This window comes from Pseudomonas sp. E1MeOHC2, assembly GCF_058745025.1.
In genome coordinates this window covers 1,986,409-2,011,715 of sequence record NZ_CP196675.1, presented here as the reverse complement: position 1 = coordinate 2,011,715, position 25,307 = coordinate 1,986,409, and the positions used below count along the sequence as shown (strand labels likewise).

General features: G+C 61.9%; 24 protein-coding genes. 14 read left to right on the top strand and 10 right to left on the bottom strand.

Annotated elements, in window-relative coordinates:
• Positions 1-4: 4 nt before the first annotated feature.
• The 4 genes from ACSSU5_RS08960 to gpmI form a co-directional block, all read right to left on the bottom strand.
• Positions 5-772 (bottom strand): divergent polysaccharide deacetylase family protein, encoded by a 768-nt coding sequence (locus ACSSU5_RS08960; RefSeq protein ID WP_264311215.1) that lies wholly within the window; start codon positions 770-772, stop codon positions 5-7.
• Positions 773-780: 8 nt separating this feature from the next.
• A complete protein-coding gene (locus tag ACSSU5_RS08955) occupies positions 781-2,097 on the bottom strand; it encodes a S41 family peptidase (RefSeq protein WP_264311216.1) in 1,317 nt (438 codons plus the stop codon).
• A gap of 91 nt (positions 2,098-2,188) precedes the next feature.
• Positions 2,189-3,493, bottom strand: a complete 1,305-nt coding sequence (locus tag ACSSU5_RS08950) for a murein hydrolase activator EnvC family protein (protein ID WP_264311217.1) — start codon at positions 3,491-3,493, stop codon at positions 2,189-2,191.
• A gap of 230 nt (positions 3,494-3,723) precedes the next feature.
• Positions 3,724-5,259, bottom strand: coding sequence for a 2,3-bisphosphoglycerate-independent phosphoglycerate mutase (gene gpmI, locus ACSSU5_RS08945; RefSeq protein ID WP_264311218.1), 1,536 nt, complete (start codon positions 5,257-5,259; stop codon positions 3,724-3,726).
• Positions 5,260-5,465: 206 nt separating this feature from the next.
• Here gpmI and ACSSU5_RS08940 point away from each other — a divergent pair, with 206 nt between their 5' ends.
• Genes ACSSU5_RS08940 through secB form a run of 3 tightly spaced genes read left to right on the top strand, consistent with a single transcriptional unit; the run spans position 5,466 to position 6,660 of the window.
• Entirely contained in the window at positions 5,466-5,879 is a 414-nt protein-coding gene (locus ACSSU5_RS08940; protein ID WP_264311219.1) for a rhodanese-like domain-containing protein, read from the top strand.
• 1 nt (position 5,880) lies between these two features.
• Positions 5,881-6,135 carry a glutaredoxin 3 gene (gene grxC, locus ACSSU5_RS08935; RefSeq protein WP_264311220.1) on the top strand — a complete coding sequence of 85 codons (255 nt, stop codon included), beginning with the start codon at positions 5,881-5,883 and terminating at the stop codon, positions 6,133-6,135.
• A gap of 39 nt (positions 6,136-6,174) precedes the next feature.
• Complete coding sequence (gene secB, locus ACSSU5_RS08930) at positions 6,175-6,660, top strand: protein-export chaperone SecB (protein WP_264311221.1); 486 nt, start codon at positions 6,175-6,177, stop codon at positions 6,658-6,660.
• A 154-nt stretch (positions 6,661-6,814) separates the two neighbouring features.
• On the opposite strand, the gene trmL is transcribed toward secB, so the two are convergent.
• Entirely contained in the window at positions 6,815-7,276 is a 462-nt protein-coding gene (gene trmL, locus ACSSU5_RS08925; RefSeq protein ID WP_012274606.1) for a tRNA (uridine(34)/cytosine(34)/5-carboxymethylaminomethyluridine(34)-2'-O)-methyltransferase TrmL, read from the bottom strand.
• On the opposite strand from trmL, the gene ACSSU5_RS08920 reads away from it, so the two are divergent.
• Together ACSSU5_RS08920 and ACSSU5_RS08915 are read left to right on the top strand one after the other, a co-directional pair.
• Positions 7,275-7,712, top strand: coding sequence for a hypothetical protein (locus tag ACSSU5_RS08920; protein ID WP_492561022.1), 438 nt, complete (start codon positions 7,275-7,277; stop codon positions 7,710-7,712). The genes trmL and ACSSU5_RS08920 overlap by 2 nt on opposite strands.
• 322 nt (positions 7,713-8,034) lie before the next feature.
• The gene (locus ACSSU5_RS08915; protein WP_492561021.1) at positions 8,035-8,223 is read left to right on the top strand and encodes a hypothetical protein; all 189 of its coding nucleotides are present in this window, start codon (positions 8,035-8,037) and stop codon (positions 8,221-8,223) included.
• Between the two features lie 77 nt (positions 8,224-8,300).
• Here ACSSU5_RS08915 and ntrC read toward each other — a convergent pair whose 3' ends face one another.
• From ntrC to glnA, 3 genes are all read right to left on the bottom strand, one after another.
• A complete protein-coding gene (ntrC, locus tag ACSSU5_RS08910; protein WP_492561020.1) occupies positions 8,301-9,737 on the bottom strand; it encodes a nitrogen regulation protein NR(I) in 1,437 nt (478 codons plus the stop codon).
• Positions 9,734-10,819 carry a nitrogen regulation protein NR(II) gene (glnL, locus tag ACSSU5_RS08905; RefSeq protein ID WP_264311224.1) on the bottom strand — a complete coding sequence of 362 codons (1,086 nt, stop codon included), beginning with the start codon at positions 10,817-10,819 and terminating at the stop codon, positions 9,734-9,736. The genes ntrC and glnL overlap by 4 nt, the downstream gene beginning before the upstream one ends.
• A 343-nt stretch (positions 10,820-11,162) precedes the next feature.
• Positions 11,163-12,569 (bottom strand): type I glutamate--ammonia ligase, encoded by a 1,407-nt coding sequence (gene glnA, locus ACSSU5_RS08900; RefSeq protein ID WP_264311225.1) that lies wholly within the window; start codon positions 12,567-12,569, stop codon positions 11,163-11,165.
• Between the two features lie 490 nt (positions 12,570-13,059).
• Here glnA and thiI point away from each other — a divergent pair, with 490 nt between their 5' ends.
• A complete protein-coding gene (gene thiI, locus ACSSU5_RS08895; RefSeq protein WP_264311226.1) occupies positions 13,060-14,514 on the top strand; it encodes a tRNA uracil 4-sulfurtransferase ThiI in 1,455 nt (484 codons plus the stop codon).
• 128 nt (positions 14,515-14,642) lie between these two features.
• Positions 14,643-16,466, top strand: a complete 1,824-nt coding sequence (gene typA / locus ACSSU5_RS08890; RefSeq protein ID WP_264311227.1) for a translational GTPase TypA — start codon at positions 14,643-14,645, stop codon at positions 16,464-16,466.
• A 111-nt stretch (positions 16,467-16,577) separates the two neighbouring features.
• Here the strand turns inward: typA and ACSSU5_RS08885 are convergent, their stop codons facing one another.
• Positions 16,578-16,982, bottom strand: a complete 405-nt coding sequence (locus tag ACSSU5_RS08885) for a YkgJ family cysteine cluster protein (RefSeq protein ID WP_016712459.1) — start codon at positions 16,980-16,982, stop codon at positions 16,578-16,580.
• A gap of 185 nt (positions 16,983-17,167) precedes the next feature.
• On the opposite strand from ACSSU5_RS08885, the gene ACSSU5_RS08880 reads away from it, so the two are divergent.
• The 5 genes from ACSSU5_RS08880 to ACSSU5_RS08860 all read left to right on the top strand — a co-directional run bounded on the left by ACSSU5_RS08880 (position 17,168) and on the right by ACSSU5_RS08860 (position 22,419).
• The gene (locus tag ACSSU5_RS08880; RefSeq protein ID WP_492561019.1) at positions 17,168-19,618 is read left to right on the top strand and encodes a glycogen/starch/alpha-glucan phosphorylase; all 2,451 of its coding nucleotides are present in this window, start codon (positions 17,168-17,170) and stop codon (positions 19,616-19,618) included.
• Positions 19,619-19,787: 169 nt separating this feature from the next.
• The gene (locus ACSSU5_RS08875) at positions 19,788-20,798 is read left to right on the top strand and encodes a class 1 fructose-bisphosphatase (protein ID WP_264311231.1); all 1,011 of its coding nucleotides are present in this window, start codon (positions 19,788-19,790) and stop codon (positions 20,796-20,798) included.
• Positions 20,799-20,801: 3 nt separating this feature from the next.
• Entirely contained in the window at positions 20,802-21,398 is a 597-nt protein-coding gene (locus ACSSU5_RS08870; protein WP_264311232.1) for a DUF924 family protein, read from the top strand.
• 197 nt (positions 21,399-21,595) lie between these two features.
• On the top strand, positions 21,596-21,850 hold the full coding sequence (gene bamE / locus ACSSU5_RS08865; RefSeq protein ID WP_008094623.1) for an outer membrane protein assembly factor BamE domain-containing protein: 255 nt from the start codon (positions 21,596-21,598) through the stop codon (positions 21,848-21,850).
• Positions 21,847-22,419, top strand: coding sequence for a lipocalin family protein (locus ACSSU5_RS08860; protein ID WP_492561018.1), 573 nt, complete (start codon positions 21,847-21,849; stop codon positions 22,417-22,419). The genes bamE and ACSSU5_RS08860 overlap by 4 nt, the downstream gene beginning before the upstream one ends.
• Positions 22,420-22,468: 49 nt before the next feature.
• Here the strand turns inward: ACSSU5_RS08860 and ACSSU5_RS08855 are convergent, their stop codons facing one another.
• Entirely contained in the window at positions 22,469-23,833 is a 1,365-nt protein-coding gene (locus tag ACSSU5_RS08855) for a formimidoylglutamate deiminase (protein WP_492561017.1), read from the bottom strand.
• A 143-nt stretch (positions 23,834-23,976) separates the two neighbouring features.
• Here ACSSU5_RS08855 and hutC point away from each other — a divergent pair, with 143 nt between their 5' ends.
• Together hutC and ACSSU5_RS08845 are read left to right on the top strand one after the other, a co-directional pair.
• Positions 23,977-24,687: a histidine utilization transcriptional repressor HutC gene (hutC, locus tag ACSSU5_RS08850; RefSeq protein WP_264314006.1), complete on the top strand. Its 711-nt coding sequence runs from the start codon at positions 23,977-23,979 to the stop codon at positions 24,685-24,687.
• On the top strand, positions 24,684-25,256 hold the full coding sequence (locus ACSSU5_RS08845; RefSeq protein ID WP_264311235.1) for a HutD/Ves family protein: 573 nt from the start codon (positions 24,684-24,686) through the stop codon (positions 25,254-25,256). The genes hutC and ACSSU5_RS08845 overlap by 4 nt, the downstream gene beginning before the upstream one ends.
• Positions 25,257-25,307: the final 51 nt, after the last annotated feature.

Below are 25,307 nucleotides of genomic sequence, written 5' to 3'. Positions count from 1 at the left end.
AGCGTCAGCGGTTGCTGTAACGGCCATGCTTGCCGTGGGCAGGCATGGCTTGGTTGCCACGTTCGGCGATCATCTGATGAAGGCCGATCAGCACGATACCTTCTGCCTTCAATCGGGGCAGCTCGCGCTCAAGCACCTGCAGCGTTTGCGGGTAGGGGTGGCCGATCAGGACGGCTGAGCCCTGCCGGCGCGCAAGCTCCACCCCCAGGCGCAACTGGCGGCCGATTGCCTCGACCGTGCGCTCGTCGTCGAGGAAGACGTCACGGGAAACATGTGCCAGGCCAACGTCCTGCGCCTGGGCCGCTGCCACGGTGGCTGCACTGGTGCGGCTATCGACGAAGAACAGATGACGCCGTTGCAGCTCGCCCATCAACCAGGTCATGGGCTCACGCTGGGCGGTCATGCGGCTGCCCATGTGGTTGTTGATGCCGGCGGCGTAGGGCACTTTGGCCAGGGCCGCTTCCAGGCGGCTGGCCAGTTCCGGTAGCGCCAAGCCGGGGTGCCAGGCGTAAGGGCCGGTAGCCGGGTCCATGGGCATGTGCAGGATCACCGTCTTGCCGGCCTTGTGCGCCTGGCGGGCGAAGTCGGTGGCGTGTGGGGTGTCGGGCATGATCGCCATGGTCACGGGCCCGGGCAGGGCAAGCGTGCGGCTGTCGCGCTCGCTGCTCTGGCCCAGGTCGTCGATGATGATGCTCATGTAGGCCTTGTTGGCCGGCGCCGCGTGGGCGGCACCGGCTAACAGGCAGAACAGCAGACACAGCACAGCGCGCATAGGGGGGATCATTTGCCCGAGGTGATGTTCAGCCCCTTGAGCAGGCTCAGGGCCTGGCTCAGTTGGAAGTCATCATCCTGCGGGCGTTCCTTGCGCTTGCTGCTGCCGGTCGGGCGGTCGGCGCCGCCATTGCCGTTGCCCAGGTGGCCCTGCAGGTCGGCTTCCTTGAAGTTGTCGGTATCGACTTCGGCGGTGAGCTTGGCCGGGCGCACCTCGATGTCCGGGACGATGCCCTGGGCCTGGATCGAACGGCCGTTGGGGGTGTAGTACAGCGCCGTGGTCAGCTTGAGGGCGCGGTCGTTGGCCAGCGGCAAGACGGTTTGCACCGAACCTTTGCCGAAGCTGTCGGTGCCCATCAGCACGGCGCGTTTCTGGTCCTGCAAGGCGCCGGCGACGATTTCTGACGCCGAAGCACTGCCGCCGTTGATCAGCACCACCAATGGTACGCCTTCGCTGGCGTCGGCCGGGTCGGCAGAGAAGCGCAGCTCGGAGTTGGCGATGCGGCCCTTGGTGTAGACGATCAAGCCCTTGGTCAGGAAGTGGTCGGCCACTTCCACCGCCGACTGCAGCACGCCGCCGGGGTTGTTGCGCAGGTCGAGCACGACCCCGCGCAGTTTCTTGCCGTTTTCCTTGCGCAGCTTGGCCAGGGCCTTGCCCACTTCATCGCCGGTCTTGACCTGGAACTGGGTGATGCGGATGTAGCCGTAGTCGTTTTCCAGCAGCTGGCTCTTCACGCTCTTGACCTGGATTACCGCGCGGGCAAGGGTCACGTCGAACGGGTTGCCGCCATCGCGGACCAGGGTCAGGGTGATTTTCTCGCCAACCTTGCCGCGCATCTTGTCGACGGCTTCGGTCATGGTCTGGCCGCGGGTCGGGGCGCCGTTGATCTTGACGATCAGGTCGCCGGCCTGCACACCGGCCCGGGAAGCGGGGGTGTCATCGATGGGCGAAACCACCTTGATGAAGCCGTCTTCCTGGCCAACTTCGATGCCCAGGCCGCCGAATTCGCCGCTGGTGCTCTCTTGCAGCTCCTGGAAGTCCTCGGGGCCGAGGTAGGCCGAGTGCGGGTCAAGGTTGCTGAGCATGCCCTTGATGGCGTTTTCCAGCAGGGTCTTGTCGTCCACGGGCTCTACGTAAGCGGCCTTGATGCGGTCCATGACCTCGGCGAAGGTGCGCAGCTCTTCCAACGGCAGCGGCGCCTTGGCCGTCACCTCGGTGGCCGGCACCGCTGCTGGCTTGGCCGGCTCTGCGGCAATGGCCAGGGGCGCGCCGACCGCCAGGGCGATGGACAGGGCCAGCTGGGTGAGACGAGGCGAGTGCAGCATGTCGAACGAACTCCTGATCCTGTAGGCGCTCCGTGAGGAGCATCGGCGCAGCACTCAGGCTACGCCGTAAAAAGGTGAATGGGTTGCAACCCTAACCTCTGCACCACTGCGAGGGGTCGGTAGGCCGGCCCTGCTGGCGGATGGCGAAGTACAAGCCTGCGCTGTCCTGTCCACCGCTGTCACCTACGGTGGAGATGGCTTCGCCGGCCTTGACGATGTCGCCGGCGCTCTTGAGCAGGCTCTGGTTGTGGCCGTACAGGCTCAAATAACCATTGCCATGATCGAGAATGACCAGAAGTCCAGCGCCGCGCAACCAGTCGGCAAACACCACGCGGCCGCCGTGTACGGCGCGTACTTGAGTGCCTGGGTTGGCGCTGATCATCACCCCGTCCCATTTGGCCCGGGCGTCACTGCCGCGTGCTTCGCCGAAGCGTGCCAGCAATCGACCATTAACGGGCCAAGGAAGTTTGCCCCGTGCGGCAGAAAATGCGCCGCCATAGTTCGCGCCATCGCTGGAAACCATCGGGCCAAGGGTGGTGCGGGCCTTTTTCGGCGGCTCGGCGGCCTCGCGGGCGTCTTCACGCGCAGCGGCGGCGGCCAGGGCTTCCTGTTGGCGACGTTTTTCCGCTTCCTGCTGGGCCAGCAAGGCTTTCTTGCGCGCTTCTTCAGCTTCACGGGCCTGGCGTGCCAGGGTTTCCTCGATGGTCTTGAGGACTTTGCCAAGGTCTGCCTGGTCCTGCTCGCGGGCCTGAAGTTTCTGGTCGCGGTCTTTCATGTCGCTGTTGAGCTTGGCCAGTACTTGCTGACGCTTGCTGCGCTCGGTTTCGAGCGACTGACGGCGGCTGTCGAGGTCGGCGCGCTGGGCCAGCAGTTGCTCCTGCTGGCGAGCGATGTCCTGTTCGACATTGGCCAGCTGGCGCAGGGTCTCGTTGAAGGTGCGCAGTTGCTCCAGGCGCGCCTTGCTCAGGTAATCGTAATAGGTGAGGGCGCGGGCGAATTTCTCGGGGTTCTGCTGGTTGAGCAGCAGCTTGAGGTATTCCTCGCGGCCGTTCTGGTAGGCAGAACGGGCCTGGATGGCGATCAGTCGCTGTTGTTCAACGCGGGCGCTCTGGAGTTTTTTTTTCTCGGTATCAAGGCGCTCCAGCTCGCCCTCGGTCTTTTTTAGTTCTTGTTGCAGCGCCTCCACCTGCTTTTCGAGATCGCCGATGTCGGTCTCGGTGGACTTGAGGTCTTTCTGCACGCCCGACTTCTCATCCTGGAGCTTGCCCAGCATCTTCTTGAGCTCGGCGATGTCCTGGCGGGTGGCGTCCAGTTGTTGCTGGGTCTGTGCGCGCTCATCGGCGAACGCCGGGCTGAGCAGGCAAGACAGGGCGAGTAGGATCAGGGCGCGGAGCATGGGGTTTGGGCGTACCAGGGATGGAGACTGGCCTAGTATGCCCGCGCGAGCCTGCAAAAAAAACGCCTCGCGGCAGATGCGGCGAGGCGTTTGTCTGGAATTCATCAGTAAAGGGGCTGCTTTGCAGCCATTCGCGGGGCAAGCCCGCTCCCACAGGTAAGTAGTACTGTTCAACTGTGTGGGAGCGGGCTTGCCCCGCGAATGGGCCGCAAAGCGGCCCCCTACACCGATCAGGCGTCGATCAGGATCGACGTGCCGGTCATTTCCACAGGCTTTTCCAGCCCCAGCAGTTTCAGCATGGTCGGCGCCACGTCGGCCAGCACGCCGCCTTCGCGGACCTTGACCTTGCGCTTGCCGACATAGATGAACGGCACCGGTTCGGTGGTGTGCGCGGTGTGCGCCTGGCCGGTGCAGGCATCTTCCATCTGCTCGACGTTGCCGTGGTCGGCGGTAATCAGCGCTTCACCGTCTACTTTATCCAGTGCCTCGACGATACGCCCGACGCAGGTATCCAGCGCTTCGACGGCCTTGACCGCTGCCTCGAACACGCCGGTGTGGCCGACCATGTCGCCGTTGGCGTAGTTGACGATGATCACGTCAAAACGCTGGTGCTCGATGGCTTCGACGATGCGGTCGGTGACTTCCGGTGCGTTCATTTCCGGTTGCAGGTCATAAGTGGCGACCTTTGGCGACGGGATCAGGATGCGCTCTTCGCCTTCGAACGGCTCTTCACGGCCACCGGAGAAGAAGAATGTGACGTGTGCATACTTCTCGGTTTCGGCGATGCGCAACTGGGTCTTGCCGTTCTTGGCCAGGTATTCGCCCAGCACGTTGTCCAGGCTGGACGGGGCAAAGGCTGCCGGTGCCGGGATTTTCGCCGAGTACTGGGTCAGGCCGATGTAGGCTGCCATCTTCGGCAGGCGCGCACGCTGGAATTCGTTGAAGTCCGGTTCGACGAAGGCACGCGACAGTTCGCGGGCGCGGTCGGCGCGGAAGTTCATGAAGATTACGGCGTCGCCGTCTTCGACCTTGACGGCCTCGCCAATGCGCGTGGCTTTGACGAACTCGTCGCTTTCTTCACGGGCGTAGGCGGCTTCAAGGCCGGCGAGGGCGGTTTCTGCGGTGTAGTCGGCAACGCTGTCGACAATCAGGTTGTAGGCTGCGGCGACGCGGTCCCAACGGTTGTCGCGGTCCATGGCGAAGTAGCGGCCAATGAGGCTGGCGATACGGCCCTTGCCCAGCTTGGCAAAGGTGTTGTCGAGCAGCTCGATGGACGACTGCGCGCTACGGGGCGGTGTGTCACGACCGTCGAGGAAGGCGTGCAGGTAGATCTTTTCTGCACCGCGCTGCGCAGCCAGTTCGGCCATGGCCACCAGGTGGTCCTGGTGGCTGTGCACGCCACCGTCGGACAGCAGGCCGAGGATGTGCACGGCCTTGCCGGCACCGGCAGCCTTGTCCACTGCGCCAGTGAGCACAGGGTTGCTGAAGAACTCGCCATCACGAATGGCCTTGGTCACGCGGGTGAAGTCCTGGTAGACGACGCGCCCGGCACCGAGGTTCATGTGGCCGACTTCGGAGTTGCCCATCTGCCCGTCTGGCAGGCCCACATCCATGCCTGAACCGGAAATAAGGCCATGCGGCGCAGTGGCGCGCAGGCGGTCATAGACCGGTGTGTTGGCGGCATAGATGGCGTTGTATTCGGGGCTTTCGCTGTGGCCGAATCCATCCAGGATGATCAGGACCAGGGGTTTGGGCGTACTCGTCATCAATCAAACTCACGGTTGTTCAAAGATGATAAAGACACGCATTTTAGGGCAAATCCGCCATCAAGGGCGAATATTCGTCCCATCGCCCGACCGGCGCGGTCAAGGTGCCAGGGTAAAGGTGCTTTCCCGGCCGGCCGGTCGGGCTTTGGTGGTCATGGGGGGCTGTGTATACTGGCCGGCATTTTCAATCGCCTGGAACACCGCTGATGGTTGCTCACCTGATTCAATTCGCGACAGATCACTACATCCTGGTTGCGATCTTCGTTGTTCTGCTAATCCTGCTGCTCATCAATGAAGTCCGCCGTGGCGGCCAGAGCTTGAGCAATGGCCAGTTGACCGCCCTGGTCAACGCCGACAAGGCCTTGGTCATCGACATCCGCACCTCCAAGGAATATGCCGCAGGCCACATCGTCGGTGCGGTGAACATCCCGCAGGACAAGCTGATCAGCCGCATGGCCGAGCTGGAAAAACACAAAGAAAAGACCCTGATCATCGTCGATGCAATGGGCCAGCAGTCCGGCACCCTGTGCCGCGAACTGCTAAAAGCTGGTTACAACGCCGCCAAGCTGAGCGGTGGCGTTTCCAGCTGGAAAGCCGATAACCTGCCCCTGGTGAAGTGATATGAATCCCGTCATCGTTTATTCCAGCGACTACTGCCCCTACTGCATGCGCGCCAAGTACCTGCTCGAGAGCAAGGGCATTGCCTTCGAGGAAATCAAGGTCGATGGCAAACCGCAGGTTCGCGCCGAAATGAGCCAGAAGGCCGGCCGTACGTCGGTGCCGCAGATCTGGATCGGCAGTACCCATGTCGGTGGATGCGATGACCTCTATGCCCTGGAGCGCGCGGGCAAGCTCGACGCGCTGCTGGCGGCCTGATTTGCACTGCATTCAAAAACATTAGGATAAGGATCTGCCATGACTGACCAACAGACCAACGGCGCAGCTGCCGAAGACACCAGCCCTCAGTTCTCCCTGCAGCGCATCTATGTGCGTGACCTGTCGTTCGAGGCCCCGAAAAGCCCGCAGATCTTCCGCCAGCAGTGGGAGCCGAGCGTTGCTCTGGACCTGAACACCAAGCAGAAAGCCCTGGAAGGCGACTTCCATGAAGTGGTGCTGACTCTGTCGGTTACCGTTAAGAACGGTGACGAAGTGGCCTTCATCGCAGAAGTGCAGCAGGCCGGCATCTTCCTGATTGCCAACCTCGACGCTTCCTCGATGAGCCACACCCTCGGCGCCTTCTGCCCGAACATCCTGTTCCCGTACGCCCGTGAGACCCTGGACAGCCTGGTGACCCGTGGTTCGTTCCCGGCACTGATGCTGTCGCCGGTCAACTTCGACGCCCTGTACGCGCAAGAGCTGCAGCGTATGCAGGAAGCGGGCGAAACGCCGACTGTGCAGTAATAGCTGCCGGTTTCAGAAAAGCGCCTCTCGGGGCGCTTTTTTATTACCTGTTCTGGCCTTTTCGCGGGGCAAGCCCGCTCCCACATTGAAAATGTGTACGCCAAACCATTGTGGGAGCGGGCTTGCCCGCGAAGAGGCCGGCAAAGGCGTTAGATCAACTTCCGGCAAACCCATTCTGCCGCCACGCCTCATACACCGTCACCGCCACGGTGTTGGACAGGTTCAGGCTGCGGCATCCCGGCCGCATCGGCAGGCGCAAGCGCTGCTCGGCCGGCAGGCTGTCCAGCACCTCGGCTGGCAATCCGCGGCTCTCTGGCCCGAAGAGGAAGGCATCGCCCGGCTGGTAAGCCACTTCATGGAAGGGGTGCGAGCCCTTGGTGGTGAACGCGAACAGCCGTGGGTTACCCAGGCTTTCCAGGCATCCGGCCAGGCTCTCGTGGCGCTTGAGCGTGGCATACTCATGGTAGTCCAGCCCCGCCCTGCGCAGGCGCTTGTCATCCAGTTCGAAGCTGATGGGCTCGATCAGGTGCAGGTGGCAACCACTGTTGGCGCAGAGGCGAATGATGTTGCCGGTATTCGGCGGAATTTCTGGTTGAAAAAGGATGACGTGAAACATGCACGGCTCCAGGCGTGAAGATGACGAGCATTCTACCCCTGAACCGGACCTGCGTTCGAAGGCCTTCCCGCGGGTAATGCTTTCGTTGGCCATTGTCGGCCTGATGGTAGGCCTGATGATCGGCCGCCTGACCACCCCCGATGAGCGGGTGCTGGAGCAGGTGGAAGTGGTGCAGGACGGGCTCGACCTGTGGTTCAACGAAGAACCCAAGCTGCACGGCGAGAACGTCGAGGGGACGGTCGCCCTGCTGTTCGAGGCCCAGGGCAAGGCCCAGCGTGGGCAATTGAGCTTGCAGGGTAAGCCGGTGGGCTGGCGTGTGCAGAACAGCGAGGAAGGCTTGCTGCTGACCGTGGTTGCCGCGCGCCCCCTGCAGGGCGAGTGGGCCGGTGCAGAGGACGCTGGGCGTTGGCGTGTGCAGGTGAGGCTGCACGAATAAAAGAGGGGATGTCCCGGCCTGCCTGTACCAGGGTCCCCAAAACTTGCACGGTTGCAATAAAAGAGGGGTTTCCCGGCCTGCCTGTACCGAGGACCCCAAAACTGGAGATACAGTACTTATTGCAGGGGGCGTGCCAGTTTTGCAAAACCCGCAGATACTGGCTTTCAGGGCTTTTTGGCCAGGGTTTGCGGGTTTTTGTGCCTTAGCACAGTGCACGGAGCACGGGATCGGTGCAGGAAGCTTTACCAAATTTATCCAGGGTCGCTTCAGTCTTACCTTCGATACCGGCGCATTCGCCATCAATCGATACTGGAGTAGAACCATGAGCGAAACCCAACAGCCCAATACACTGGATCAAGCGCTCCAGACCTTGGATGAACTGTCCCAGCTAGGCAGTGTTGAAGCGGCGAGCACGGAAAAACTGGAGTCGCTGAGAACCGTGGTTGACAAGGTTTTGGGTGTCCGAGGGGCATTCGACGCGTGGCGGGCAGCCACAGAAAAGAACAAGTGATTTAAGGCGGGTCAACCCACCCCACCAACCTGCTGGGCAGGTCGGTGGGGTGGCATATCGGATCCCAAGACTCTGCTTCAGCTTTCTTCGTCACCCTCGTCATCTGCACCCGCGACATTCATCCCCAGCTCCTTGATCTTGCGCGTCAAGGTGTTGCGCCCCCAACCCAGCAGCAACGCCGCATCCCGACGCCGCCCGGCCGTGTGCTTGAGCGCGGTCTCGATCATGATCCGTTCAAAACTCGGCACCGCGCTGTCGAGCAGGTTCGATTGGCCACGGGCCAGCGCCTGGTCTGCCCACTGACGCAGTGCCTGTTCCCAGTTGGTCACGGGGGCGGCGTCCTGCGGCAGGTTCAGCAGCTCGGGTGGCAAGTCACCGATCAGCACTTCACGGCTGGAAGCCATCACGGTGATCCAGCGGCAGGTGTTTTCCATCTGCCGCACGTTGCCAGGCCAGGGTAGGTTGCGGATGAATTCTTCGGTTTCCGGCTTCAGCAGTTTTGGCTCCACCGCTAGTTCCTGCGCGGCGCGGGCGAGGAAGTGGCGGGCGAGGGCGGGGATGTCTTCGCGGCGGTCGGCCAGGCGCGGAATATGGATGCGGATCACGTTGAGGCGGTGGAACAAGTCCTCACGAAACTTGCCAGCCTGCACCAGCGACTCCAGGTTCTGGTGGGTGGCGGCAATGATGCGCACATCGACCTTGACCGGCACGTGGCCGCCCACGCGGTAGAATTCGCCATCGGCCAGTACCCGCAGCAGGCGGGTCTGGGTGTCGGCGGGCATGTCGCCGATCTCGTCGAGAAACAGCGTGCCGCCATCGGCCTGCTCGAAGCGCCCCCGGCGCAGGTTGGCCGCGCCAGTGAAGGCGCCTTTTTCATGGCCGAACAGCTCGGACTCCATCAGGTCCTTGGGGATGGCTGCCATGTTCAGGGCAATGAACGGTGACGTCGCCCGCGGGCTGTGACGGTGCAGCGCATGCGCCACCAGCTCCTTGCCGGTGCCGGACTCACCGTTGATCAGTACCGTGATGTTGGAATGGCTCAGGCGACCGATGGCGCGGAACACCTCCTGCATCGCCGGGGCTTCGCCGATGATCTCAGGCGTGCGGGCCAGTGCCTGTGGCACATCGAGGCCTTGCTGCTCCTGGGCATGCTGATTGGCGCGTTTGACCAGCGACACCGCCTCGTCCACGTCGAACGGCTTGGGCAGGTACTCGAAGGCACCGCCCTGGTAGGACGCCACGGCACTGTCGAGGTCGGAGTGCGCGGTCATGATGATGACCGGCAGGCGCGGGTGCTGTTCGCGGATCTGCGCCAGCAGGTCGAGGCCACTGGTACCTGGCATGCGGATGTCGGAGATAATCACATCCGGTTGCTGGCGGGCCAGGCGGCCCATGACGCCATCGGCGCTGTCGAAGCTCTGGGTGGTCATGCCTTCCTGTTGCAGGGCTTTTTCCAGGACCCAGCGGATGGAACGATCATCGTCGACGATCCATACGGTTTCACTTCGGCTCATGAGGCGGTGGCTCCTTGTTCCAGAGGCAGGTAGATCGAGAAGGCGGTATGGCCTGCATGGCTTTCGCACTCGATCAGGCCCTGGTGCTGGCTGATGATGTTCTGGGTGATGGCCAGGCCCAGCCCGGTACCGTCCGGGCGCCCACTGACCATGGGATAGAAAAGGGTGTCTTGCAGTTCAGGCGGGATGCCCGGGCCGTTGTCGATGATCTCGACCCGTGCCACCAGGCGATGCCGTACATGGCCGATGGTGAACTGGCGCAGGGCGCGGCTGCGCAGGGTAATGCGGCCCAGGCGCAACTCGTTCTGCGAGCTGATCGCCTGCATGGCGTTGCGCACGATGTTGAGCACCGCCTGGATCATCTGTTCGCGGTCGATCAGGACATCCGGCAGGCTCGGGTCGTAGTCGCGCACCAATGTGATGCAGCCCTGGCTTTCGGCCTCCACCAGGCTGCAGACCCGCTCCAGCACTTCGTGAATATTGGTCATGGCCAGCGAGGGCAGTTTGTTCGAACCCAGCATGCGGTCGACCAGATTGCGCAGGCGGTCGGCCTCTTCGATGATCACGTTGGTGTAGTCGCGCAGGCCGTCCTCAGGTAGCTCGCGGGCCAGCAGCTGCGCCGCGCCGCGGATGCCGCCAAGCGGGTTCTTGATTTCGTGTGCCAGGCCACGCACCAGCATCTTGGTGGTTTCCTGCTTGCTCAGCTGGGCTTCTTCCTTGGTGATGCGCAGCAGTCGGTCGCGGGGGTGGACCTCAAGCAGCAGCAGGGTTTGCCCCTGGTGCAGAATCGGCGTGACCGCGTAATCGACGGTGATGGTCTGCCCGGTCAGCGAGGTCAGTTGCGCCTCGCGCTTGGTGAACGGGTGCGCCTGCTCGACCGCTTGGCGCAGCGAGCTGAGCGCTTCGGTCGATTCAGTGAACAGCTCGCTGATGAACTGCCCATGGCTGCGCTGGCCACTAATGGCCAGCAGCATTTCTGCAGCCGGGTTCATGTACTCCAGGCGCAGTTCGGCATTGAGCAGGAGTGTGGCAGTGGTCAGGTTGTCCAGAAGCAGACGGTGCTGTGCATCGCTGATGGTCATAAGGCGTCGTTGACCTCTTTTGGCGCTTGCCTGGCACTGAGGTGGCCAGAGCCGGGCGCGCTGTGGATCCGCTGATGCAAGCAAAATGCAAGAAACAAACCAAAGCTCCGAAAAGAAGCGAGATTTGCCGATAAAGGCCTGTATCTGCGCAGTTTCGGATCAGAAACTCTGGATGAAACGTTTCACTTGACCCAGATTGGGGAGCAATTAGGGGCACGGCGCGAAGTTATGCACCAAGATAGAGCATAGCGGGAGTGGCGAGGGTTCCGCGTGGGCAGAAACAAAAACGGCCTCCCGAAGGAGGCCGTCTTGATCACGTCATCGGCGCCAGGCGCCGATCAGATCAGCAGCTGTAGTACAGCTCGTATTCCAGCGGGTGCACGAAGGTACGGACCTTGATTTCTTCTTCGCTCTTCAGCTCGATGAAGGCATCGATGAAGTCGTCGGAGAACACGCCGCCCTTGGTCAGGAACGCACGGCCTTTATCCAGCTCTTCCAGGGCTTCTTTCAGGCTGCCGCAGACTTGCGGGATGTCTTTGGCCTCTTCAGGCGGCAGGTCGTACAGGTTCTTGTCGGCAGCATCGCCTGGGTGGATCTTGTTCTGGATGCCGTCCAGGCCAGCCATCAGCAGGGCCGCGAAGGCCAGGTACGGGTTGGCCGATGGGTCCGGGAAGCGCGCTTCGATACGGCGGGCTTTCGGGCTGCCGACGTAAGGAATACGGATCGAGGCGGAACGGTTGCGAGCCGAGTAGGCCAGCATTACCGGGGCTTCGAAGCCTGGGACCAGACGCTTGTACGAGTTGGTCGACGGGTTGGTGAAGCCGTTCAGGGCCTTACCGTGCTTGATGATGCCGCCGATGAAGTACAGGGCGGTGTCGGACAGGCCGGCATAGCCTTCACCCGAGAAGGTGTTCTTGCCGTCTTTCCAGATCGACATGTGCACGTGCATGCCCGAGCCGTTGTCGCCGTACAGTGGCTTCGGCATGAAGGTGGCGGTACGGCCGTAAGCGTCGGCAACGTTGTGCACGACGTATTTCAGGGCCTGTACTTCGTCAGCTTTCTTCACCAGGGTGTTGAACTTGACGCCGATTTCGTTCTGGCCGGCAGTCGCCACTTCGTGGTGGTGAACTTCAACGATCTGGCCCATTTCTTCCAGTGCGTTGCACATGGCAGTACGGATTTCGTGGTCGTGGTCGAACGGCGGAACCGGGAAGTAGCCGCCTTTGACGCCAGGACGGTGGCCTTTGTTGCCGCCTTCCACGTCAGCGCCAGTCATCCACGAGCCTTGCTCGGAGAAGATCTTGAACATCGAGCCGGAGATGTCCGACTGGAACTTCACTTCGTCGAAGATGAAGAACTCAGGCTCTGGGCCTGCGAACACGGTGTCACCGATGCCGGTGCTCTTCAGGTACTCTTCGGCGCGCTTGGCGATGCCGCGTGGGTCGCGGTCGTAGCCCTGCATGCTCGACGGGTCGACGATGTCGCAGGTGATGATCAGGGTCGGCTCTTCGGTGAACGGATCCAGCACGGCGGTGTCATCGACCGGCATCAGGATCATGTCGGAGGCTTCGATGCCTTTCCAGCCAGCGATGGAGGAACCGTCGAACATCTTGCCGACTTCGAAGAAGTCTTCGTCCAGAGCATCACGCGCCGGCATGGTCACGTGGTGCTGAATGCCTTTGGTGTCCGTGAAACGCAGATCAATCCACTTGACGTCATGATCTTTGATGAGTTGAACCGACTTCGACATGTTGTCCTCCGGAGGGTCTAGAGCGCGGTGGGCCGCTGCCCTGGAAAAAGGGTGTTGCCGGGCGCGGATAGTCGGCCAAGCTTACCTGCCTCACAAGGGAGCAAATTGCATGCCAGTGCCCGAAAATGGCGAGGGCGGGATAAAAGGGGGCGTTTGCGGGCACTTGGTGCTGGGTTGGCGGGGAAAAGTGCACCCTTTAGATGCGATTTTTTCTGTTGATGCACCAATAAGGTGCGTTGCGTGGGTGGTGTGCCAGCTTCGAGGGCGCCTTCGCGGGCAAGCCCGCTCCCACAGGGTTAGCACCGCCTGCGCAATCTGTGGGCCTTTATGGGGGCGGCCCTGACCGCGAAAGGGCCGGAGCAGGCCCTACAAAACCCACCTCATGCATTTATCTGAAAGCTTCTGACCAAAAGTTGGTCAAATCCTGAGCAATTTCCGATATAATTCGCGCCCCTCATTTTCGGCAGGCCTTGCGCGCGCTGTTAAACCAATGAAACTTATCGTCAAAGTCTTCCCAGAGATCACCATCAAGAGCCGGCCAGTGCGCAAGCGCTTCATCCGCCAGCTCGGCAAGAACATCCGCAACGTGCTCAAGGACCTCGATCCTGAGCTCGCGGTCGATGGTGTCTGGGACAATCTCGAAGTGGTCACCCGCGTCGAGGACGAAAAGGTCCAGCGCGAGATGATCGAGCGCCTCACCTGCACCCCGGGTATCACCCACTTCCTGCAGGTCGAGGAATACCCGCTCGGCGACTTCGATGACATCGTCGAGAAGTGCAAACAGCACTTCGGGCATCTGCTGGCGGGCAAGCACTTTGCGGTGCGCTGCAAGCGCGGCGGCCACCACGACTTCACGTCGATGGACGTCGACCGCTACGTCGGCAGCCAGCTGCGCCAGCAGTGCGGCGCCGCCGGCATCGAGCTGAAGAAGCCGGAAGTCTTGGTGCGCATCGAAATCCGCAACCAGCGCCTGTACGTGATCCATAACCAGCACCAGGGCATTGGCGGCTACCCGCTGGGCGCCCTGGAGCAGACCCTGGTACTGATGTCCGGTGGCTTCGACTCCACCGTGGCGGCCTACCAGATGATGCGCCGTGGCCTGATGACCCACTTCTGCTTCTTCAACCTCGGCGGCCGTGCCCACGAGCTGGGGGTGATGGAAGTCGCCCACTACCTGTGGAAGAAATACGGCAGCAGCCAGCGCGTGCTGTTCATCAGCGTGCCGTTCGAAGAAGTGGTCGGCGAGATCCTCAACAAGGTCGACAACAGCTACATGGGCGTGACCCTCAAGCGCATGATGCTGCGCGGCGCTGCCCATATGGCCGACCGCCTGCAGATCGAGGCGCTGGTCACCGGCGAGGCGATTTCCCAGGTCTCCAGCCAGACGCTGCCGAACCTGTCGATCATCGACTCGGCGACCGACAAGCTGGTCCTGCGCCCGCTGCTGGCCAGCCACAAGCAGGACATCATCGACCAGGCCACCGAAATCGGCACCGCCGACTTCGCCAAGCACATGCCTGAATACTGCGGCGTGATCTCGGTAAACCCGACCACCCACGCCAAGCGTCACCGCATGGAGCATGAAGAAAAGCAATTCGACATGGCCGTGCTGGAGCGCGCCCTCGAACGCGCCAAGTTCATTTCGATCGACCACGTGATCGACGAACTGGGTAAGGACATCGAGGTAGAAGAAGTACGCGAGGCGCTGCCTGGCCAGATCGTCATCGACATTCGTCACCCCGATGCCCAGGAAGACGAACCGTTGGTGATCGAGGGCGTCGAAGTTCAGGTGATGCCGTTTTATGCAATTAATAGTCGCTTCAAGCAGCTGGATGAAACCCGCCAGTACCTGCTGTATTGCGACAAGGGTGTGATGAGCCGTCTGCACGCACACCACCTGCTCAGTGAGGGACATGCCAATGTGCGTGTTTATCGTCCGGCATAAGACGCCAGGGCTGTATGGCGGCAGCATCCGCCATCGCCCTCCCGACCGCCGGGCCTGCTGAGCCTTATACCTTACATATTGGTCGCCTAGACTAGGCGGCAACCGAATCCTCTGATCGAGATACACTTGTGATCGAAAATCTGCGTAACATCGCCATCATCGCCCACGTTGACCATGGTAAAACCACCCTGGTCGACAAACTCCTGCGTCAGTCCGGCACTCTGGAGCGTAACGAGCTCAACGACGAGCGCGTCATGGACTCCAACGACCAGGAAAAAGAGCGCGGTATTACCATTCTGGCGAAAAACACCGCCATCAACTGGAACGGCTACCACATCAACATCGTCGACACCCCCGGCCACGCCGACTTCGGTGGCGAGGTTGAGCGTGTAATGTCGATGGTTGACTCGGTGCTGCTGCTGGTCGACGCCCAAGACGGCCCGATGCCGCAAACCCGCTTCGTGACCAAAAAGGCCTTCGAAGCTGGCCTGAAGCCAATCGTTGTGATCAACAAGGTTGACCGTCCGGGCGCGCGTCCTGACTGGGTTCTGGACCAGATCTTCGACCTGTTCGACAACCTCGGCGCTACCGACGAGCAGCTGGACTTCAAAGTGGTCTACGCCTCGGCCCTGAACGGCATTGCCGGTCTGGACCACGCCGAAATGGGCGAAGACATGACTGCCCTGTACCAGGCTGTCATCGACCACGTTCCAGCGCCAGCTGTTGACCGTGACGGCCCGTTCCAGATGCAGATCTCCGCACTGGACTACAACAGCTTCCTGGGTGTGATCGGTGTTGGCCGTATTGCCCGTGGTCGCGTCAAGCCGAACACCCCGGTTGTTGCCATCGACGCCGACGGCAAGAAGCGTAACGGCCGTATCCTCAAGCTGATGGGCCACCACGGTCTGCACCGCGTTGACGTCGAAGAAGCCCAAGCGGGCGATATCGTCTGCATCAGCGGTTTCGACGAGCTGTTCATCTCCGACACCCTGTGCGACCCGACTGCCGTTGAGGCGATGAAGCCGCTGACCGTTGACGAGCCTACCGTTTCGATGACCTTCCAGGTCAACGACTCGCCGTTCTGCGGCAAGGAAGGCAAGTTCGTCACCAGCCGTAACATCAAGGACCGTCTGGACAAAGAGCTGCTGTACAACGTTGCCCTGCGCGTTGAGGAAACCGACTCCCCAGACAAGTTCAAGGTCTCGGGCCGTGGCGAGCTGCACCTCTCGGTACTGATCGAAACCATGCGTCGCGAAGGCTTCGAACTGGCCCTGGGCCGTCCGGAAGTGATCATCCGTGAAGTGGACGGCGTGAAGCAGGAACCGTTCGAAAACGTCACCATCGACATCCCTGAAGAATCCCAGGGCAAGGTCATGGAAGAAATGGGTCTGCGTAAAGGCGACCTGACCAACATGGTTCCGGATGGCAAGGGCCGTGTACGCCTTGAATACAACATCCCGGCGCGTGGTCTGATCGGTTTCCGTAACCAGTTCCTGACCCTGACCAACGGTGCAGGCATCCTGACTTCGATCTTCGATCGCTACGACACCGTGAAGTCGGGCCACATGTCCGGCCGTCAGAACGGCGTACTGGTTTCGGTCGAAACCGGCAAGGCGCTGACCTACTCGCTGGAAACCCTGCAGGCGCGTGGCAAGCTGTTTGTCGAGCACGGTCAGGAGATCTACAACGGTCAGATCGTCGGCCAGAACAGCCGCGACAACGACCTGGGCGTCAACCCTACCAAGGGCAAGAAGCTCGACAACATGCGTGCTTCGGGTAAAGACGAAGTCATCGCCCTGGTTCCGCCTGTTCGCTTCACCCTGGAACAGGCTCTGGAATACATCCAGGAAGACGAGCTGTGCGAAGTAACGCCGAAGTCCATCCGTCTTCGCAAGAAGATCCTGGACGAAAGCGAGCGTACCCGCGCTGCCAAGAAAGCCAAGAACAGCTGAGTTAGCTCTGGCTGAATGAAAACGCCCCCGGTCGAAAGGCCGGGGGCGTTTTTTTTGTCTTGAGATTTTGGGGCCGCAAAGCGGCCCAAAAATCTCAAATGCAAAGCGCCATCAACGCCCAACCACCTTGGGCTTGTAAGCACAATACCCCGGCCGCGGCCCGACCTTAGGGTGATTGCGACAGGTGTCCGGGCGCTTGTCATAAATGGTGCACAGCCGGCTCTTACGATCCAGGTACATGCAGTCATCGTTGCTCATCCGGGTCAGGGTGAAGATCCCCGACTTCTGGTTGAAGCGCTCGATGATGCCTTCCTTCTGCAGGCGTTTGGCGACGTTTTTCGGCGGTTCGTCTTTTTCGAACTCATCTACCACGCCGATGCGGATCAGATCCTTGATCTTCACCTCCACCGGCAGGGTGCAACAGGTCGAGTGGCAGCCACCGCACATGTGGCTGGCATAGCGCTGCCAAGTCTCCAGGCGGTCGACTTCGGCGGCGGCGATCAGGGTCGTTTTCATCGTTATGGGGGTGAATCACGGTCTTGGGGCGCGCGATCATACCGGAGTTGTTCAATTTGTGAACAACCTTTTGCCTGATTCCTTCTTCAGGCATGAAAACTGCGAACAGGAACGGTCAGTCCCTGTCGAAGGGTCTAGTCTCATCACTCTCCCTCCGTATTCGTCAACTTGCCCGAGGATGCAGCATGTCCCAGGAACCCAAAGCACGTGACGCCGAGGTGGCCGATTTTCGCGCCGCTGTGCTGGATAAGCTGACCTACGCGGTCGGCAAGGACCCCGAGCATGCCTTCGACCATGACTGGTTCGAAGCCATTGCCCTGGCGGCGCGTGATCACATGGTTGATCACTGGATGGACCACACCCGTCAGGCCTACCGGCGCAGTCAGAAGCGGGTGTATTACCTTTCCCTGGAATTTCTCATCGGGCGGTTGCTGTACGACAGCCTGAGCAACCTCGGCTTGCTGGACATCGCCCGCGAGGCTCTCGATGGGCTGGATGTCGACCTGGAGCGTATTCGCCTGCTGGAGCCGGATGCGGCGCTGGGCAACGGCGGCCTGGGGCGGCTGGCAGCGTGCTTCATGGAAAGCATGTCAACCCTCGGTATTGCCGCCCACGGCTACGGCATTCGCTATGAACACGGCCTGTTTCGCCAGGCGGTGGTCGATGGCTGGCAACAGGAACAGACCGAGAACTGGCTGGATTTTGGCAACCCCTGGGAGTTCGAGCGGGCCGAGGTGATCTACCCGATCAGTTTTGGTGGCAGCGTCGAAACAGTGCAGGACACCCATGGCCAGCAGCGGCAGGTCTGGTGGCCCGGCGAGACGGTACGGGCGGTGGCCTATGACACGCCGGTGGTCGGCTGGCGTGGCGCCAGCGTCAATACCTTGCGCCTGTGGCGTGCCCGGGCCCTTGAAGAGCTGCACCTGGAGCGCTTCAATGCCGGCGACCACCTCGGTGCGGTCGCCGAGGTGGCGCGCGCCGAGAGTATCTCGCGCGTGCTGTACCCGGCCGACAGCACAGAGGCCGGGCAAGAGCTGCGTCTGCGCCAGGAGTACTTCTTTGTGTCGGCCTCGCTGCAAGATTTGCTGCGCCGCCACCTGAACATGCATGACAACCTGCTCAATCTGCCTGATGCCGCCGCCATCCAGCTCAACGATACCCACCCCTCGATCGCCGTCGCAGAATTGATGCGGTTGCTGGTCGACCAGCATGAAGTCCCGTGGGACACCGCGTGGGAGCTGACCGTCGGCACCCTGGCCTACACCAACCACACCTTGTTGCCAGAGGCGCTGGAGACCTGGCCCGTGGCGCTGATGGAGCGCATGCTGCCGCGGCACATGCAGATCATCTACCTGATCAACGCCCACCATATCGACGCCCTGCGTGCGAAAGGGCTGCACGACTTCGACGTACTGCGGGCGGTGTCGCTGATCGAAGAAGACAATGGCCGTCGGGTGCGCATGGGCAACCTGGCGTTTCTGGGCTCGCACAGCGTCAACGGTGTGTCGGCGCTGCACAGCCAGTTGATGAAAAGCACGGTGTTCGCCGAGCTGCACAAGCTCTACCCGCAGCGCATCAACAACAAGACCAACGGCATCACCTTCCGGCGGTGGCTGTTCCAGTCCAATCCGCAGTTGACCGAAATGCTGGTCGAGGCGCTTGGGCCGGAGCTCAAGGACGACCCTGAAGGGCTGCTGGCCAACCTCGTGCCATTTGCCGACAAGAGCAGTTTCCGCAAGCAGTTCGCCGCCCAGCGCCTGCACAGCAAGCGCGCCCTGGCCGGCATCATCCAGGACCGTATCGGCGTTACCGTGAACCCCGAGGCGCTGTTCGATGTGCAGGTCAAGCGCATTCACGAATACAAGCGTCAACTGCTCAACCTGCTGCATACCGTGGCCCTGTATCAGGCCATGCGCAACGACCCAGGCACCAACTGGGTACCGCGGGTGAAGATCTTCGCCGGCAAGGCCGCTGCCAGTTACCACCAGGCCAAGCTGATCATCAAGCTGGCCAACGACATCGCCCGTGTGGTGAACAACGACCCGACTGTGCGCGGCCTGCTCAAGGTGGTGTTCCTGCCCAACTACAACGTCAGCCTGGCGGAAAGCATCATCCCGGCGGCGGACCTGTCCGAGCAGATCTCCACGGCCGGTTACGAGGCTTCGGGCACCAGCAACATGAAGTTCGGCCTCAACGGTGCACTGACCATCGGCACGCTGGACGGCGCCAACGTGGAGATGTGCGAACACGTCGGAGCCGACAACATGTTCATCTTTGGCCTGACGGCGCAGCAGGTCGAGGCGCGGCGGCGAGCCGGGGACTTTGGCGCCAGTGCGGCGATTGCCGAGTCGAGCCGTTTGAGTGACGTGCTTCAGTCGATTCGCAGTGGGGTGTTCTCGCCCGATGATCCTTCGCGCTATGCCGGGTTGATCGATGGGCTGGTGGCTTATGACCGCTTCCTGGTGTGCGCCGATTTCGACGCCTACTGGGATGCCCAGCGGCGCGTCGAGGAGCTGTGGCACTCGCCGCAGGAATGGTGGCGGATGGCGGTGCTGAACACCGCGCGGATGGGCTGGTTCTCGTCGGACCGGACCATTCGGGAGTATGCGGGCGAGATCTGGAAGGCACTGGATTGACGTGCCGGGGCCGCACAGCGGCCCCAGTCGACAGTCGGCCTGGCAAAGGCTGAACTACCGACCTATTGTGCCGTCTGAGACCCGTGGCGAGTCTCATTACTCGCTAGCCCGCCACTCTCCCTGTAAACTGCGGGGGTTTTTCATTCCCCCAATCCGTTCGGAGCCATACATGTCCCGCGTTACCCTGAGTCGCTATCTGATTGAGCAGACCCGCAGCAACAATACCCCTGCCGATCTGCGCTTCCTGATCGAAGTGGTGGCGCGTGCGTGCAAGGAAATCAGCCATCACGTGTCCAAAGGCGCCCTCGGTGGTGTGCTGGGCAGCATGGGCACTGAAAACGTGCAGGGCGAAGTCCAGAAGAAGCTGGACGTGATTTCCAACGATATCCTGCTGGAGGCCAACGAGTGGGGCGGCCACCTGGCAGGCATGGCGTCCGAAGAAATGGACAACGCCTACCAGATCCCGGGCAAGTACCCTAAAGGCGCGTACCTGCTGGTCTTCGACCCGCTGGACGGTTCGTCGAACATCGACGTCAACGTCTCGGTCGGCACCATCTTCTCGGTGCTGCGTTGCCCTAACCAGTACCTGAGCCAGAACGAAAGCCTCAACGAAGAAGCCTTCCTGCAGCCAGGCACCGAGCAGGTCGCCGCCGGTTATGCCATCTACGGCCCGCAGACCATGCTGATCCTGACCCTGGGCAATGGCGTCAAGGGCTTCACCCTGGACCGCGAACTGGGCAGTTTCGTCCTGACCCACGAAAACATCCAGGTTCCGGCAACCACCGCCGAGTTCGCCATCAACATGTCCAACCAGCGCCACTGGGAAGCCCCGGTGCAGCGCTACGTCGACGAGCTGCTGGCCGGTGAAACCGGTCCGCTGAAAAAGAACTACAACATGCGCTGGATCGCCTCGATGGTGGCCGACGTGCACCGCATCCTGACCCGTGGCGGCCTGTTCATGTACCCGCGCGACGCTCGCGACCCGAGCAAACCGGGCAAGCTGCGCCTGATGTACGAAGCCAACCCGATGTCGTTCATCATCGAACAGGCTGGCGGCGCCTCCACCAACGGTTACGATCGCATCCTCGACATCAAGCCACAGAGCCTGCACGAGCGCGTGTCGGTCATCCTGGGCTCGAAGGAAGAGGTCGAGCGCGTCACCGCCTATCACAAGGAGTAAGTCATGCTCGCACCTTGGCAGCCGTTGCTGGAGTGGTGGTTCGGTTGGGGCACAAGCCCCCAGGCTGTGGCCGACGACAAGAGCGCGCTGTGGTTCGGCAAGCATCACGATGCCGAGGCCCAGGCGCTGTTTGGCGACCTGGTCGAGCATGCCCTGGCGGGCGGGCTCGAGGACTGGCAACAGAGCCCGCAAGGCTGGCTCGGCCTGCTGCTTTTGCTGGACCAGCTGCCGCGCATGATCTACCGCGACACGCCGCGCGCCTTCGAGGGTGACCGGCGTGCCCAGGTGGTGGCCATGCAGGGGCTGCAGAAGGACTGGGATTACCAGTTGCTGCCGATCCAGCGGGTGTTCGTGCTGCTGGTGCTGGAGCATGCCGAGGTGCTGGACTGGCAGAACCTGTGCGTCGAGCGTTACCAGGATCTGCTGGACGAGCAGCCCGAGGCCCATCGGCGCTTGTTCGAGGGGTTCCTCGACTATGCCGAGCAACATCAGCGGGTGATTGCCCGGTTCGGGCGCTTCCCGCACCGCAATCTGATGCTGGAGCGGCCGAGCACCAGTGAAGAGATGGACTTTTTGCTGGAGCCTGGGTCCAGGTTCTGAGATTCACAGGTTTGCCACGCAATCCTGTCATGACAAAAAACCGCCCCTGCAGCAGGGGCGGTTTTTTTTTGCCGCCTTTGGCCACCCGACCAATGGTGTAGGTGGAAAGGGGGTAGGGCAGGGAACCAGGGAGGGATTTTCCCGTCGAAGGTCACTGCAGGCCACTCGCCTGTATCCCCTGTCCAGGAGTGTCCTTCATGTCGTTGCGTTCCCTCGCCCTGTTGTCCTTGTGCGTCGTTTTGACCGCGTGCAGCAAGATCAACCAGGAAAACTATTCCAAGCTCAAGGCCGGCATGAACAAGGCTGAGGTCGAGCAACTGCTCGGCACGCCTGCCGAGTGCTCCGGCGCGCTGGGCATGAGCAGCTGTACCTGGGGGGATGAAAAGAGCTTTATCAGCGTGCAATACGCGGCTGACAAGGTGCTGATGTATTCAGGGCAGGGCCTCAAATGAGGCGTCTGCACCTGCTGCTGGGGTTATGCCTGGTCATGTTGCTGGGCGGCTGCGCCAGCTCCGCCCATGATCCGCTGACGCCGAAAACCGCCGGCAATGTCGACCTCAAGCGCTACCAGGGCAAATGGTACGAGTTGGCGCGCCTGCCGATGCGTTACCAGCAAGGCTGCGAGCAATCCGAGGCGCACTACAACCTCAAGCCAGACGGTACGTTCGGTGTGCTCAATCGCTGCCGCACGATCGGTGACGAATGGTTGCGCGCAGAAGGGCATGCCGGCATCCAGGAGCCGGGGCATACCGACAAGCTATGGGTCGAGTTCGACAACTGGTTCACCCGACTGGTGCCGGGCGTGGCCAAGGGCGAATACTGGATTCTGTACGTGGACGAGCGCTATCACACCGCGATCGTCGGCAGCCCGGACCGCAAGTACCTGTGGATTCTGTCACGCACACCAAGCCTGCCGGCCTGGCAGCGCGAGAACTTGCTGTCCAAGGCACGGCAGCAGGGCTACGACACCAATCGGCTGATCTGGCGCACGTCTGACCAGCAGATCGTCAAGTCTCATTGATGGCGTTCAGGCTGTCGGTGTAAGGAGCAGCACAAGGCTGCTCCTACCATCAACTCAGCAATTGGCGCAGCACTTCAACGAACGCCCGCGCGCTTTCCGCTTCCTGCGCATGCCGCCCTTGGCGCACGACCCACTGCCCGTTGACCATCACATCGCGCACCTGGCGGTCCCCGCCAGCGAACAACCAGCGGTTGAGAATGGCATCGCCGTCTGCCATTGCGATGTACGGGTCCTGCCCATCGAGTACCAGCCAGTCGGCCCGCTTGCCCACCGCCAGCTCGCCGACGGCTTGCCCGAGCGCCTGGGCACCGCCGCTCAAGGCCGCGTCATACAGCGTGCGCCCGACCATCGGTTGGTCGCCTCGGTACAGCCGGTTGCGGCGCTGATCGCGTAGCCGCTGGCCATACTCCAGCCAACGCAGCTCTTCCACCACGCTGAGCGACACATGGCTGTCCGAGCCAATGCCCATGCGCCCACCCTGAGCCAGGTAATCCACCGCTGGGAAAATGCCGTCGCCCAGGTTGGCCTCGGTGGTCAGGCACAACCCGGCCACCGCGCCACTGCGGGCCATGGCGGTGACTTCATCGGGGGCGGCGTGGGTGGCGTGTACCAGGCACCAGCGCGCGTCCACCGCGACATGCTCGTACAGCCACTGCAGCGGGCGTCGGCCGCTCCAGGCCAGGCAGTCGTCAACTTCCTTCTGTTGTTCGGCAATGTGGATGTGGATCGGGCTGTGCGGGTTGCCGGCCTCCAGCACACGGGCGATCTGCCCTGGGGTGACCGCGCGCAACGAGTGGAAGCACAGGCCCAATTGCTGTGCCGGCTGCGCGGCCAGCAGCGGCGCGAGTTGTTCCTGCAGGCGCAGGTACTGCTCGGTGGAGTTGATGAACCGCCGTTGCCCGTCGTTTGGTGCCTGGCCGCCAAACCCGGCATGGCTGTACAGCACGGGCAGCAGGGTCAGGCCAATGCCGCTGCTGGCGGCCGCCGCGCTGATGCGCCGGGACAGCTCGGCGGGGTCGGCGTAGGCCTTGCCTGCCTGGTCGTGGTGCACATAGTGGAATTCGGCGACCGAGGTATAGCCGGCCTTGAGCATCTCGATGTACAGCTGGCGGGCGATGACCTGCAGTTGCTCGGGTGTGATCTGGCCCACCAGGCGATACATCAGGTCACGCCAGGTCCAGAAACTGTCGTTGGGGTTGCCCGCCACTTCCGCCAGCCCCGCCATTGCGCGCTGGAAGGCATGCGAGTGCAGGTTGGGCATGCCGGGCAGCAGCGGCCCGGCCAACCGCTCGGCGCCTTCGGCCGAAGCATCGGGCTCGATGCGGGTCACGTTGCCGTCGCTGGCGACCTCGATTCGGACATTGCAGGCCCAGCCATTGGGCAGCAGGGCGCGTTCGGCGAAGTAGGCGGACATCGGTGAAATCCTGTTATTGTTAACTTGTATATACATATACAGGCGTTTGCCTGCCGGGTAAACTGCGGCAAGCTACCGCTCATTCAATCGCACAAGGATCCAACGCCGTGCCGACACCTCCTGTCTCCGCGCTGGTTGCCCAGATGGGCGAGGGCCCGGCGCCGCTGTACGCGCGGGTCAAACAGATGATCATCCAGCACATCGACAACGGCAGCTGGCCGCCCCATCACCGGGTGCCCTCGGAGAGCGAACTGGTCAGCCAGCTGGGCTTCAGCCGCATGACCATCAACCGCGCCCTGCGTGAGCTCACCGCCGAAGGTTTGCTGGTGCGCATGCAAGGGGTCGGTACGTTCGTCGCCGAACCCAAGAGCCGCTCGGCGCTGTTCGAAGTCAACAACATCGCCGACGAGATCGCCGGCCGTGGCCACCAGCATAGCTGCCAGGTAGTCACCCTCGCCGAGGAAGCGGCCGGCTCCGAGCGTGCGCTGGCGCTGGACATGCGCGAAGGGCAGCGGGTGTTCCATTCGCTGATCGTGCATTACGAAAATGGCATCCCGGTGCAAATCGAGGACCGCTACGTCAACGCGGCGATCGCACCCGATTACCTCAAGCAGGACTTCACCCGGCAGACGCCTTACGCCTACTTGTCCCAGGTTGCGCCATTGACCGAGGGTGAACACGTGGTCGAGGCGATTCTGGCCGAGCCGCACGAGTGCCAGCTGCTGCAAATCGAGCGGGGCGAGCCCTGCCTGCTGATTCGCCGCCGCACCTGGTCCGGTCGCCAGCCGGTGACTGCCGCGCGGTTGATCCACCCCGGTTCCCGTCATCGCCTGGAAGGACGTTTCAGCAAATGAGCCAGTTGAAGTTGTTGCGTGCGCAGGACTACCCGCGCATGCCGTGGAAGAACGGTGGCGGCTTCACCGAGGAAATCACCCGTGACAGTGGCGAGGGGCTGGAGGGATTCGGCTGGCGTCTGTCGATTGCCGACATCGAAGAATCAGGCGGTTTCTCGTTGTTCGCCGGCTACCAGCGGATCATCACGGTGCTGCAGGGCGATGGCATGCGCCTGCTGGTCGATGGCCAGGCCAGTCGGCCGCTGTTGCCGTTCGATGCTTTCGCGTTTGCCGGCGAGAGCCAGGTCAGTTGCAACCTGCTGGGCGGGGCGATTCGTGATTTCAACCTGATCTATTCGCCGCAGCGCTATCGGGCACGGTTGCAGTGGTTCGATGGCACCAGCCGGCTGTTCAGTTCGGCGTCGACGGTGTTGATTTTCGCGGCCAGCAGCCAGGTCGAGGTGGCTATGGCGGGGCGTGAGACTCAGCGATTGGGGTTGTATGACTGCCTGCGGCTGGAAGGTAACGAGGCGCTGTTGGGGTTGGATATTCAGGGGCGGTTCTGCCTGATCGAGCTGACTGCGCACTAATCTCATTGTTGTGAAACAGGGGGCCGCATAGCGGCCCCTTTGCATTTGAGG

What these genes read in the sequence shown, in the direction of transcription:
- ACSSU5_RS08960 (WP_264311215.1), bottom strand. Translation starts at nt 772, where the DNA reads ATGCGCGCTGTGCTGTGTCTGCTGTTCTGCCTGTTAGCCGGTGCCGCC.
- ACSSU5_RS08955 (WP_264311216.1), bottom strand. Translation starts at nt 2,097, where the DNA reads ATGCTGCACTCGCCTCGTCTCACCCAGCTGGCCCTGTCCATCGCCCTG.
- ACSSU5_RS08950 (WP_264311217.1), bottom strand. Translation starts at nt 3,493, where the DNA reads ATGCTCCGCGCCCTGATCCTACTCGCCCTGTCTTGCCTGCTCAGCCCG.
- gpmI (WP_264311218.1), bottom strand. Translation starts at nt 5,259, where the DNA reads ATGACGAGTACGCCCAAACCCCTGGTCCTGATCATCCTGGATGGATTC.
- ACSSU5_RS08940 (WP_264311219.1), top strand. Translation starts at nt 5,466, where the DNA reads ATGGTTGCTCACCTGATTCAATTCGCGACAGATCACTACATCCTGGTT.
- grxC (WP_264311220.1), top strand. Translation starts at nt 5,881, where the DNA reads ATGAATCCCGTCATCGTTTATTCCAGCGACTACTGCCCCTACTGCATG.
- secB (WP_264311221.1), top strand. Translation starts at nt 6,175, where the DNA reads ATGACTGACCAACAGACCAACGGCGCAGCTGCCGAAGACACCAGCCCT.
- ACSSU5_RS08920 (WP_492561022.1), top strand. Translation starts at nt 7,275, where the DNA reads ATGCACGGCTCCAGGCGTGAAGATGACGAGCATTCTACCCCTGAACCG.
- trmL (WP_012274606.1), bottom strand. Translation starts at nt 7,276, where the DNA reads ATGTTTCACGTCATCCTTTTTCAACCAGAAATTCCGCCGAATACCGGC.
- ACSSU5_RS08915 (WP_492561021.1), top strand. Translation starts at nt 8,035, where the DNA reads ATGAGCGAAACCCAACAGCCCAATACACTGGATCAAGCGCTCCAGACC.
- ntrC (WP_492561020.1), bottom strand. Translation starts at nt 9,737, where the DNA reads ATGAGCCGAAGTGAAACCGTATGGATCGTCGACGATGATCGTTCCATC.
- glnL (WP_264311224.1), bottom strand. Translation starts at nt 10,819, where the DNA reads ATGACCATCAGCGATGCACAGCACCGTCTGCTTCTGGACAACCTGACC.
- glnA (WP_264311225.1), bottom strand. Translation starts at nt 12,569, where the DNA reads ATGTCGAAGTCGGTTCAACTCATCAAAGATCATGACGTCAAGTGGATT.
- thiI (WP_264311226.1), top strand. Translation starts at nt 13,060, where the DNA reads ATGAAACTTATCGTCAAAGTCTTCCCAGAGATCACCATCAAGAGCCGG.
- ACSSU5_RS08885 (WP_016712459.1), bottom strand. Translation starts at nt 16,982, where the DNA reads ATGAAAACGACCCTGATCGCCGCCGCCGAAGTCGACCGCCTGGAGACT.
- ACSSU5_RS08880 (WP_492561019.1), top strand. Translation starts at nt 17,168, where the DNA reads ATGTCCCAGGAACCCAAAGCACGTGACGCCGAGGTGGCCGATTTTCGC.
- ACSSU5_RS08875 (WP_264311231.1), top strand. Translation starts at nt 19,788, where the DNA reads ATGTCCCGCGTTACCCTGAGTCGCTATCTGATTGAGCAGACCCGCAGC.
- ACSSU5_RS08870 (WP_264311232.1), top strand. Translation starts at nt 20,802, where the DNA reads ATGCTCGCACCTTGGCAGCCGTTGCTGGAGTGGTGGTTCGGTTGGGGC.
- bamE (WP_008094623.1), top strand. Translation starts at nt 21,596, where the DNA reads ATGTCGTTGCGTTCCCTCGCCCTGTTGTCCTTGTGCGTCGTTTTGACC.
- ACSSU5_RS08860 (WP_492561018.1), top strand. Translation starts at nt 21,847, where the DNA reads ATGAGGCGTCTGCACCTGCTGCTGGGGTTATGCCTGGTCATGTTGCTG.
- ACSSU5_RS08855 (WP_492561017.1), bottom strand. Translation starts at nt 23,833, where the DNA reads ATGTCCGCCTACTTCGCCGAACGCGCCCTGCTGCCCAATGGCTGGGCC.
- hutC (WP_264314006.1), top strand. Translation starts at nt 23,977, where the DNA reads ATGGGCGAGGGCCCGGCGCCGCTGTACGCGCGGGTCAAACAGATGATC.
- ACSSU5_RS08845 (WP_264311235.1), top strand. Translation starts at nt 24,684, where the DNA reads ATGAGCCAGTTGAAGTTGTTGCGTGCGCAGGACTACCCGCGCATGCCG.